The organism is Hydrocoleum sp. CS-953, from assembly GCF_002260545.1.
GTDB lineage: Bacteria > Cyanobacteriota > Cyanobacteriia > Cyanobacteriales > Microcoleaceae > Trichodesmium.
In genome coordinates, this window is the sequence record NZ_LGSU01001368.1 from 1 (window position 1) to 11,311 (window position 11,311).

The 11,311-nt window shown below is 39.1% G+C and carries 9 protein-coding genes; 4 read left to right on the forward strand and 5 right to left on the reverse strand.

What is annotated here, in order from left to right; genetic code table 11:
• Positions 1–668: 668 nt before the first annotated feature.
• Both groL and AFK68_RS26385 read left to right on the forward strand, forming a co-directional pair.
• Positions 669–2,342 (forward strand): chaperonin GroEL, encoded by a 1,674-nt coding sequence (gene groL, locus AFK68_RS26380; RefSeq protein WP_094673269.1) that lies wholly within the window; start codon positions 669–671, stop codon positions 2,340–2,342.
• Positions 2,343–2,966: 624 nt separating this feature from the next.
• Positions 2,967–5,741: an NACHT domain-containing NTPase gene (locus AFK68_RS26385; protein ID WP_094676470.1), complete on the forward strand. Its 2,775-nt coding sequence runs from the start codon at positions 2,967–2,969 to the stop codon at positions 5,739–5,741.
• A gap of 150 nt (positions 5,742–5,891) precedes the next feature.
• On the opposite strand, the gene AFK68_RS26390 is transcribed toward AFK68_RS26385, so the two are convergent.
• The 3 genes from AFK68_RS26390 to AFK68_RS26400 all read right to left on the reverse strand — a co-directional run bounded on the left by AFK68_RS26390 (position 5,892) and on the right by AFK68_RS26400 (position 7,700).
• Positions 5,892–6,731 (reverse strand): hypothetical protein, encoded by an 840-nt coding sequence (locus tag AFK68_RS26390; protein WP_094676472.1) that lies wholly within the window; start codon positions 6,729–6,731, stop codon positions 5,892–5,894.
• A gap of 305 nt (positions 6,732–7,036) precedes the next feature.
• The gene (locus tag AFK68_RS26395; protein ID WP_094676474.1) at positions 7,037–7,384 is read right to left on the reverse strand and encodes a DUF5615 family PIN-like protein; all 348 of its coding nucleotides are present in this window, start codon (positions 7,382–7,384) and stop codon (positions 7,037–7,039) included.
• A gap of 1 nt (position 7,385) precedes the next feature.
• The gene (locus tag AFK68_RS26400; protein ID WP_094676476.1) at positions 7,386–7,700 is read right to left on the reverse strand and encodes a DUF433 domain-containing protein; all 315 of its coding nucleotides are present in this window, start codon (positions 7,698–7,700) and stop codon (positions 7,386–7,388) included.
• Positions 7,701–7,772: 72 nt separating this feature from the next.
• Here AFK68_RS26400 and AFK68_RS26405 point away from each other — a divergent pair, with 72 nt between their 5' ends.
• Positions 7,773–8,009 carry a hypothetical protein gene (locus AFK68_RS26405; protein ID WP_094676478.1) on the forward strand — a complete coding sequence of 79 codons (237 nt, stop codon included), beginning with the start codon at positions 7,773–7,775 and terminating at the stop codon, positions 8,007–8,009.
• Entirely contained in the window at positions 8,006–8,428 is a 423-nt protein-coding gene (locus tag AFK68_RS26410) for a putative toxin-antitoxin system toxin component, PIN family (RefSeq protein WP_094676480.1), read from the forward strand. The genes AFK68_RS26405 and AFK68_RS26410 overlap by 4 nt, the downstream gene beginning before the upstream one ends.
• 234 nt (positions 8,429–8,662) lie before the next feature.
• Here AFK68_RS26410 and AFK68_RS26415 read toward each other — a convergent pair whose 3' ends face one another.
• Both AFK68_RS26415 and AFK68_RS26420 read right to left on the reverse strand, forming a co-directional pair.
• Positions 8,663–10,180 carry a GMC oxidoreductase gene (locus tag AFK68_RS26415; protein WP_094676482.1) on the reverse strand — a complete coding sequence of 506 codons (1,518 nt, stop codon included), beginning with the start codon at positions 10,178–10,180 and terminating at the stop codon, positions 8,663–8,665.
• Between the two features lie 302 nt (positions 10,181–10,482).
• Entirely contained in the window at positions 10,483–11,094 is a 612-nt protein-coding gene (locus AFK68_RS26420) for a heme-copper oxidase subunit III (RefSeq protein WP_094676484.1), read from the reverse strand.
• Between the last annotated feature and the right edge of the window lie 217 nt (positions 11,095–11,311).

Below are 11,311 nucleotides of genomic sequence, written 5' to 3' on the forward strand. Positions count from 1 at the left end.
GGTTGTGATAAATTAAAAAGTAAATAAAAAATTTGAAACTCTTACCTGTTGCCTGTTGCCTGTTGCCTCTTGCCTAAAAAGCAGCAAGATTTTTGCCACGAATAAAATAGGATTGCTATAGCTAGTCTAATAATTTCATATCTTAATGAGTTAAGGAGGAAGAAATAACGCTTTAGTTATCTAGGACAGAAGGAGTAAATATCGATCAAAAAGGATAAAATGATAGAGATAGCAATCTAAAATAGATTGGAAAAGCTATTTTTTACATATCATAGATAGTTAAAAATAACTGCTGAAATTAATTATAAACGGCTATATCTATCATTTTTGCTCTTTTCCTCAATATTTCTTACCAAAAAATCAGGTCCAAAGCTTCACCTTTTAAGGGGATGAAAAAATATTTAACTCAGTATTTCAAGCCTCCGACTAAGGTCTGAGGTTCACTGATAACTGTTAACGCAGTTCCTCCGCAGGAGGCTAACTGAAATGACTTCCTCCTTCTTCCTTGCTTCTACTACTTGTAATAAACATTTATAAAATTGGTATAACTTCTTCCTTCTAACTTCTTCCTTCTTCCTTCTTCCTTACCTTAATGTACGGTTTCCACGAACTAGCACTCAATAGTTTAGAGTGCTAAATTTTTATTTGGAAGCAATAGGAGAAATTATATGGCCAAAATTGTAGAATTTGATGATAAATCCAGACGCGCTCTAGAACGTGGAATCAATAGCCTAGCTGATGCGGTAAGAATCACTATGGGGCCAAAGGGTAGAAATGTATTATTAGAGAAAAAATTTGGCGCTCCCCAGATTGTTAATGATGGGATTACCGTAGCGAAGGATATTGAATTAGAAGATCCTCTAGAAAATACAGGGGCTAGATTAATTCAAGAAGTGGCATCTAAAACTAAAGATATTGCTGGAGATGGCACAACTACCGCTACAGTTTTAGCTCAATCTATGATTAAAGAAGGTCTCAAAAACGTAGCTGCTGGCGCAAATCCAGTAGCAGTGCGTAAAGGGATTGAGAAAACTGTTAATCAGTTAGTTCAAGAAATAGAAACAGTTGCTAAACCAGTAGAAGGAGAAGCGATCGCTCAAGTTGCCACAGTCTCCGCAGGTGGTGATGCAGAAGTAGGGAAAATGATTTCTGAAGCAATGGATAAAGTTACCAAGGATGGGGTAATTACCGTTGAAGAATCTAAGTCTCTTTCTACAGAATTGGAAGTTGTGGAAGGGATGCAAATTGACCGTGGTTATCTTTCCCCTTATTTTGTAACTGATCAAGAGCGTTTGGTAGTAGATTTTGAAAATGCTCGTATCTTAATTACTGACAAGAAAATTTCTTCTATTCAGGATTTAGTCGCGGTATTGGAAAAGGTTGCTCGTGCTGGTCAATCTTTATTAATTATTGCTGAGGATATTGAAGGGGAAGCTTTAGCTACTTTGGTTGTGAATAAAGCACGGGGTGTACTAAATGTTGCTGCTGTGAAAGCTCCTGGTTTTGGCGATCGCCGTAAAGCTATGCTCCAAGATATTGCTATTCTTACAGGTGGTCAACTCATCTCCGAAGAAGTTGGTCTGAGTCTAGAGATGGCAGACTTAGATATGATGGGTGTTGGTCGCAAAATTACTATTAATAAAGATAATACAACTATTGTTGCTGGTGGGGATACAGCAGAAGAAGTGAAAAAGCGGATTGGTCAAATTCGCAAACAGCTTGCAGAGAGCGACTCTGACTATGATAAAGAGAAATTACAAGAGCGCATCGCTAAATTAGCTGGTGGTGTAGCAGTAATTAAAGTTGGTGCTGCTACAGAAACTGAACTCAAAGACCGGAAGTTACGCATTGAAGATGCTTTGAATGCGACAAAAGCTGCTGTTGAAGAAGGTATTGTACCTGGTGGTGGTACTACTTTAATTCACTTGTCTACTAAAATTGATGAGCTAAAAGGTAGCTTAACAGATGAAGAGCAAATTGGTGCTGATATTGTGAAGCGTGCTTTAGAAGCTCCTTTGCGTCAAATTGCAGATAATTCTGGTGCTGAAGGTTCCGTAGTTGTAGAGAAAGTACGTTCTACTGATTTCAGTGTTGGTTATAATGCTTTAACTGGCGAATACGAAGATATGATTAGTGCTGGTATTCTCGATCCAGCAATGGTGGTACGTTCCGCGTTGCAAAATGCTGGTTCTATTGCTGGTATGGTATTAACTACTGAAGCTGTAGTTGTTGAGAAACCAGAGCCGAAAGCTGCTGCGCCTGATATGGATGGCGGTATGGGCGGCATGGGCGGCATGGGCGGTATGGGTGGCATGGGAATGCCTGGTATGGGAATGATGTAATTTCTAGCCATCAGCTATCGGCTATCAGCTATCAGCTCAAGTCCAAACAATAGTTTGTAAAGGATTTTAATTTTATTAATGTCCTAACACTTTTCTGTAGTGCTATATATAAGTTAGCCTGTTGATCAAGGGGTGTTGCTCTAGTAGCGCACCCTTAATTATTTTGTAGCACAAGCTTCCAGCTTGTCCACTTATATCATGTCCTGATGATTACTATAGCCTGTGTCATTGCGAGTGGAACGGAGTGGAAGGTTTGCGGAGCATTCCGGAACGGATAGCAATCTCAGGGGTCTCAGGAGATTGCTTCCTATCGTCGCAATGACGAGTGTTCAATCGGATTTCATATTATATCATGTCCTGATGATTAGTGATCAAAAAAATTTTGTTTGTAGTATAGCTCTCAGCCTTATCTATAGTTAGGGCTAGAGCAATTCTACGAACTTTAAAAAAAGCATAGAAACCGGGTTTGTATCAAATGCCCTTGTACGGACGTTGCATGCAACGTCCCTACCATCGACCTCCGACAAACCCGGTTTCTTATAACACTTCCGTTGCCAAGTGGATCATGATATAAATTTGAGAATGTTATAATTAGTCTAATTAATATTAATATTTAGAGTAATTATGGCTGGTAAACTTTGGCGCAATATTTGGCAAGTTCTAAACACAGAAATAAAATTCAATTCTTCCGGAATTGTTACAGGTGGAGTTGAAGCTAGTAAGGCACTTTTTGAAATAGCAAAAGCATTACAAGAAAATAAGGATGCTAAGGAATTAAAACCTTTTATTGAAAATATTGATTCTGTTTTGGATGTGTTAAATTCTCCCCTAGGAAAAGTTGTAAAGGAGAGTTTACCTTTTTTGCCTATTGCAACAGGAATTATTGCTTATATTGTTAAACAAAGTCGGCGGGAACCAACGTTGGAAGATGCGGTGCAGTTGGTGGCTCAGGTAGCTTATTTAGAAAGTTTTAGACAATTTTTTATAGAACATCCAGAAATATCGGAGAGGCTGACAGAAACTGAGGCTTCGGAAGCGGTACAAAAAAAGATTAATAAGTTGGATGAAGATATTAATTTTAATGACAGAGATGCTAAGAATACTTTGATTTGTTTTTATGATTCTCCCTTGAGAAAAAAGTTTGATGATATTTTATTTGCACGTTTAAAAGAATCTGGTTTAGATGAAAATACTGCCAAAATTGTCACTGAAAGAATCTCTCGCAGTACGCATCGTTATATGAAAGAAGCGGTGGTAAAGGTGAAAGATGATGCTAAAAAATTAGCTGGAATTTATGGGGATGGTTGGCAGCAAGATTTGGAAGTTTATGGCAGTATTGATAATTATTTGAAAGACAACATCGCTACTAAACCACAGGAAAAAGTATTTGATGAAAATTTCTATTTTCGGCAAATTTATGTGCCACTAGAAGTTAAATCTGTTAAGTCCGATGGGAAGGTTCAAGAAACAACAACATCTCAGAATATTGAGGAGTGGGCAAAAACAATTTTGGTGGATAAAAAGAAAGACAAACAGGTGTTATTTATTCAAGCAGGGCCGGGAAGAGGAAAAAGTGTATTTTGCCGGATGTTTGCTGACTGGGTGCGCCGGGAATTACATCCTATTTATACGCCTATTTTGATTCGGTTGCGGGATGTCAGAAATTTTGCTGCGAATATTGATGAGACTTTAGCTGATGCTGTGGGTTGGGATTTTGTGAAGACTGATAGCGGTTGGTTGACAGACCGCAATACTCGGTTTCTGTTTTTGCTGGATGGGTTTGATGAGTTATTGTTGGAGCGGGGAGCGAGTAATGACTTGAAGGTGTTTTTAGACCAGGTGGCACAGTTTCAGAAACGAGCAGGGGAAAATAAGGAGCGCGGTCATCGGGTGTTGATTACGGGTAGACCTTTGGCACTTTATGGTATTGAAAGGTTGATGCCATCTAATTTAGAGCGGGTAAGTATTTTGCCAATGGGTGATGATATTCAGCAACAGTGGTTTAAAAAGTGGCAGATGGTTGTAAGGGAAGCGAGAACAGAAAAGTTTCGGGAATTTTTGCACAGTCAACAATGTCCGGAGCAGGTTAAGGAGTTGGCGCGGGAACCTCTGTTGTTATATTTGCTAGTGGCAATGCACCGAGATAAGAAGTTACAGGTAGAGATGTCTGTTACTACTAATGTTGGTGGGACAAAAGTTTTGATTTATGAGCAGGCGTTGAAATGGGTGCTAGAAAAACAGCGAGGAAATGTTAGTCGAGAAATTACGCAGTTGGAGCGAGAAGATTTAGAAATTTTGTTGGCAGAAGCGGGGTTGTGTGTGGTGCAGTCTGGTGGTGAATATGCTGCTATAAAAATGATTGAAGACCGACTGGTGAAACAGGGATATAAGGAGTTGCAGGCGTTAATTGAAAAAGCTAGGCAAGATAAACGAGAGGATGGGTTGAAAAATGCTTTGGCTGCTTTTTATTTGAAGTCGGCAGCAGGGGCAGAAAATTCTGTGGAGTTTTTTCATAAGAGTTTTGGTGAGTTTCTCTGTGCAAAACGGATGGCAGAAAGTCTGGAAGATTTGACAGAGAAAACTGGGAAGCGACGTAAGACTTATGTGGTGTCTGATGAGGAGTTGGAATGGCAGGTTTACGATCTGTTTGGTTATAGTAATTTGACGGCGGAAGTTGTGGAATATTTGATGGCGTTGTTGGTGAAAAGTGAGGTAGAGTTGGTGGTGTTGTTTGAGCGGTTGCATGGGTTTTATCTTGACTGGTGTGATGGGAAATTTATTGAAGCGACCGAGGAAACTTTACCTCAGAAAAAGGGGAGGCAGTTGCAGCAGTGGGGTATTGAGTCTGGGCAACGTCGGGTGGATATTTATACGGGGTTGAATGTGATGATTTTGTTGTTTGAGTTGCATCGTTATGGGCAGTCTCAGGAGGGGTTACGGGAGCAGTTGCATTTTTATCCTTGTGGTAAACGTGATAGTGAAGATTTTGAAAACACAAAACTATTGAAGATTATTGGTTATAGTCAGTGTCTTGAGAATCGTGCTTTTGTAGAAATAGTAGGTAAGTTTCTCATTAGTGCCGACCTCATTGGTACCAACCTCATTAGTGCCGACCTCATTGGTGCCAACCTCAGTGATGCCAACCTCAGTGATGCCATCCTCATTGGTGCCTGCCTCAGTGGTGCCGACCTCAGTGGTGCCAACCTCAGAGATACCGACCTCATTGGTGCCTACCTCATTGGTACCAACCTCAGTAATATAAAATGGAATAATCAAACCAACTGGTCAAATACTATCGGTTTACATGAAGCAAGAGAAGTTCCAGAAGACCTACAACAAAATCCAGAATTTGCCGCAGCAGTTGCTCAGTCACGAGCAGCAAGTCAACAACAACAGTAAATTTTTAGGGGGCGTTAGAAGGCTTAAATTCAGACTATGAAAAGGATTTAACAATCCGTCGTAACGCACCATTGAATATGTGTGGGTCTACTTTTTTGAGACTAACCATCAGTAGATTATTAAAGGTGCGTTACGCTTCGCTAGCGCACCCTACTGGACTCTTGCAAAAATATCATTTTGTATTCGCTGTTCATCATAAATACTGAGCTTTCCACCTTTTCTAGACTTTCCAAAATGCCATCTACCTACAGTTAAAACAAATTGCTTCGCAGTAGAACTTGCTGGATTATCTTCCAAGATATCCAATGCTCTATTATAGATTCTTTCTCTCTCAGACTCAGGAAGTAGCATTATATGTGTGATACATTGCATAAAAATCCTCTGCACATCTGAATTTATGGGATTTGTATTCAGATAATCTATAAATGGATTGATTAGGTCGGTTGGTAGTAAGTGTGCTTTGCTAGCCGATATAGCTAACCGCTCGTAACTATCGGATGTTGGTTTGACTTTCTCTTGTTCTAGCAACTCCTTAAAGAGATAATTGGAGCTGAGATACTGGCATTTGCCCACTGCTGTCATAAATCGTTGATGTGCTAGTTGATCTTGAGGATATGCAGCCAGATGTTTTACCATTCCCTCAAGCATCAAATCACTGAATGACTCAGCTCTTTTTATCACTTCTAAAAATCTCTCATGTGCTAGCATATCTTGAGGTTTTTGGGAAGTGTGTTTGAGCAGCTTTTCAGTCATTAATTTACCAGGAGTATAAGAATAGCCCTCACCCTTGTATTTCTTTATTTTTGCATCTAAAGCACCTAAAGTTTGGATGAATTGCTGATGTTTTTCTCTAGAGTTAGAATTACGATATAAACTATCTAGGATCGGTAGCATTTTTTCTTTTTCAAACTTTACAACCGATCTTCCTCGGTAGTAATTGAGCAAAGCTAGCAGAATAATAAGTATTATTATGGCAAATATATATTCCATTGTTGGAGTCCTCAAAAAATCACCTATAAATCTTAAATTTTAATAATACCATGTCCGGTAGTATCTTTAGTAGTTTGTAGGTTGGGTTGAGGTCACGAAACCCAACACCAAGATATATTTGTTTCTTTGACCAAAAGTCTCGTCTTAGGGAGTTTCGCACAGAAACAATTTTTGTAAGAAGACATTAAGAAAACCTAACAAGAAACTTCCACTTGTTGGGTTTATCCTCCGGATAAGCTCCGCTAACGCCAGCTCAACCCAACCTACCTTAGAAGCGATCGCTCACAATGCCAGTCATAGTGATACTAAAAAGGCAAATATTCAACTATATTCAGCCATTCATCAGCTTCAGAGCCTAAAGCAATCAATTCCAAATCCTTAACAAACTCCCCTATCGTACCTCCAAGTTGATGACCAAAGATTAAACCAGCAAATGGTTTCCCTTGACTTTGCCAAGTTTCAGCGAGTACCTTAAAACCAATATCTTGAGTAAATAAAACTCGACCTTGCAAAGTTGCTCGTGCTAAAAGTTGGTCGTCTAATAATTCTGCAGCATCATCCTCTATTGCAGTAATAACATCAACTCCACGACGACGTAGTTGTTGAGTAATAGCTATGGGAATATGAACATCCATGTAAAGTGGAACAGACATTTTATAGTAACCCCCTAAGACGCATCCTTACTAAAAAAGGTGATGGAGCAGCAGCAGATTTTTCCCGCTGTACTTGTTCCCACTCCTGACGAATTTCTGCATTAATCTCATCCTCATGGTCAAAATAATATGCCATTGCTGCATGAGCTTCCGAAAGCCTTAAATAAGGATGTTGGCGACACATTTCGTCAACAGACCATCCATAAGCTAAATAATCCATAACAATTTGAGCAACACGCACCCTGGGTATTCTTTGTAGTCGTGGTGGTTGATTTTCCTCTATTTTTATATGAGGATAATTAACTTTTACAGTCATAACTATAATAGTGAATAGAGTTAGAAGAATATATGCTAATATTATAGCAAAATATTTAAGGTAATAAAAATTATGTCTGAACTACAAGAATTAAGAAAAAAAGCTCTAAATTTATCGGTGAGCGATCGCCTGTTATTACTCCAGGCCATTGCAGATTCTTTGAGCGAAGAACTTAGCCCTCGGCCAGAGTTACCTCCTGATTTTTTAGACAGGATGATTGGAATAGGAAAAACAGACACTCCACCTCCAAATGATGCAGAAGTTGAAGCGATACTTGAAGAACGTTTAGTGGAGAAATATCTAAAATGAGAGTTTTAATAGATACAAATATTGTTTTAGACGCTTTGCTAGAACGGGAAGCATTTGTTGAGGATGCAAGGACTTTATTCACAGCTATTCAATCTCAGCAAATACAAGGATTTGTCACAGCAACAACTTTAACTAATATTTTCTACATTGTTAGAAAACAAACTAAAAGTATTGAACGAGCAAGAGAAGCAGTTGCTATGACATTAGCATTAATGAAAATTTGCGAGGTTAATCGTAATATTTTAGAAACTGCTTTTGCTTCTAATTTGAGGGACTTTGAAGATGCAGTCCAGTTAGCTTGTGCTTATGCTAAGAATGTGGATGCTATTGTTACTCGCAATGCTGATGATTTTGCTGGTGCAAGTCTGCCTATTTTGTCAGTTCAACAGTTATTTGAACAGATGAATAATGATGGATAAAAACATCAAAAACCCACGTTGAAATTTGCCAACGTGGGGAAAATATAATTTCTAAATTTTCAAACTACTAGCGCCTCTAGCTTAAAAATGTGGGTAAGTTTCATAAATTAAGACCTCTCCCCTAACCCCTCTCCTACAAGGAGAGGGGAAATACTCCCCCTTCCCTAGCAGGGAAGGGGGTTGGGGGGTTAGGTTTTTTTTAACCACAATTTTAGTCTAGATAAGCTACTACTATTACTGTAATCTCTCTTTTAAATGTTCCCCTACTCGCAAAGCATTAGCAATAATTGTCAAAGCAGGAGTTACGGCAGCACTCGATGGGAAAAAACTACTATCTACAACATATAAATTATCTACATCGTGGGTACGACAGTTAATATCCAAAACTGATGTTTTCGGGTCTTCCCCAAACCGACAAGTACCACACTGGTTTGCTACAACTTCGATGGGAACTTCCCCACGAGGATAAATGCTACCACGCTTCAATACAGCATTTCCAACCACTTTGTCTACTGACTTCAAGACATCCATCCAACGATGCACTAGGCGATCGTGTGCTTCCCAGTTGTTGGGAGTGTAATGGAAAAATAGCTTATCCCCTTTTACTTCAACGCGGTTATTGGGGTCTGGTAATATCTCCGAATGTATCCACCAACCAATGGAACGCAATGCTAACTGTTTCAAACCAAACCCAGGCATTGCTTTTGCTAACACAGATAATATAGGTGGAGATTCGGCAAAAGTAATATCTTGGAGCAACCCACCTGTGTTCTCAATGTGACCCATTGGATAGGAATAATTCTCGTCTCCCCAATAAAAATCATTTATACCAACGCTTCTGAGAAAGTTACCAGAGTTAGGTTTCGGACTGGGTTGCACTATGGCGGTCATCTGATGTTTCATCAGGTTGCGCCCAACTTGTCCGGAACTGTTTGCTAAACCATCGGGATGTTTTTCGTTAGCAGAACGTAATAATAATGCTGCTGAATTGACTGCTCCACAAGCAAGTACGACAATATCGCCAAAAAATAGAAATGATTGTTTGCCAATTTCTACTTCTACTGCTTTGACAGTATTGCCAGAGGAGTTGGTGAGTAAACAAACTACTTTTGCATTAGCTTTAATAGTAATATTGGGAGCGTCGAGTAGTGGTGCAATACCGAATACTTCCGAGTCGCCAGTGGGGTCTTCCTCTTCGCGAGTCAGAGTTAATGGTAAAGTTTCAGGATGTAGACCTTGTTCGGCGATCGCTTCGACAACTTTTTGAATTTCTGGGTTGTGTTCAACTGCGGGATAAGGATATTCTGCACTGTGGGGAGGTTCGGTAGGGTCGTTGCTTGTTTGACCGTGAACTTTATAAAGTTGTTCTGCTTCAGTGTAATAAGGTTCAAAGTCGTTGTATTTGAGACACCATTCTGGAGAAATTCCTTCTTGATGTTCCACTGCTTCAAAGTCTTTTTCCCGCATCCGAATTAGGGCAGCTCCATAGATTTTTGTATTGCCACCAATAGCATAATTTGTCTGTGGAGAAAATGGTTCCCCTGCATTATCATACCAATTTTCATGGGCGCGATAAAGTTCTTTTTTAAAGATATCAGCGTGCGCTCTATTTTGGATTTCCAGAGGCATAAAATCACCTCTTTCTAGGATTAATATTTTTTTGCCAGTTTCAGCAAGTTTATATGCTAAAGTACCACCACCTGCTCCTGTGCCGACAATAATTACATCATAATGTTGGTCATCAATAATCATTTTTTTCTTCCTTTAATAGTTTTTTTGAGATGTATTGAAGAAGTTAAAAGTCAAAAGTCAAAAGTAATATTTAATATCAAATATGCTTGTGGGTGGAGTGTTATAACAAACCGGGTTTATGAGAGGTAGATGTTAGTATAGTGAGGTATTTAATAAACCCGGTTTCTCTGCTTGAGCGCTACACAAAAAATTTATTCTGACCCCTGAATTAGAGTTTAGAATTTGGGAAATTGTTTAGGTAGACAGCTACACAAAAAATTTATTCTGACTCCTGACTCCTGACTCCTGACTCCTTAATTATTTCACTGCCAAATATAGATAAGGATAAACAAAATAATCCAAATTACGTCAACGAAATGCCAAAATAAAGAAGTAGCATTAATACCAAAATGACTGTTGTCGTAGTTGCCAGGAATGAAAGAGCGACCTAACATAATTCCTTGTAACAAAATACCTGTCATAACGTGCAGACCATGAAAACCTGTCAACAAATAGAAAGTTCCACCGAAAACTCCTGTGGTAAAACCAAACTCTAAACTATTCCATTCAATTCCTTGACCTATTACAAAGTAGGTTCCCATTGCCATTGTTGCCAGCAAAAATATCCGAAACCAAGTTAAGTTATCCTTTTCTAAAGCTTTTTCGGCAAAGTAAATAACGAAACTACTGGAAACCAGAATTACTGTATTAATAGCAGGGTCTCTAACTTCCAAACCAGAAATACCTGGTGGCAACCAGTTAGGAGTTGTGGTTTTGTAAACAATATATCCGGCAAAGAAACTGAGGAAAATTACGCTTTCCGAAAGTAGGAAAACGATAAACCCAAACATACTATTGCCTTCTTCGTCGTGGGTATGTTCCTCTGCTGAGTGCAAAGGTTCCTGCACTTGTTCTGAAGTAACTGCACTATCCATATTAAAATTCTCCTTTTATTTATATCGCTTCTAGTTAGCGTAGGTTGGGTTGAGTAGTTAGCGTAGGTTGGGTTGAGGAACGAAACCCAACAGATATATAGCTCAAGTCAGAAGTTAAATTCTTACTGTAACTAAATTTGAGAGGAGCGAGAATATCCTAACCATCCTGACGACTTCTATATTACAGACAGATATTTTTGTTGGGTTGCGCTGTCGC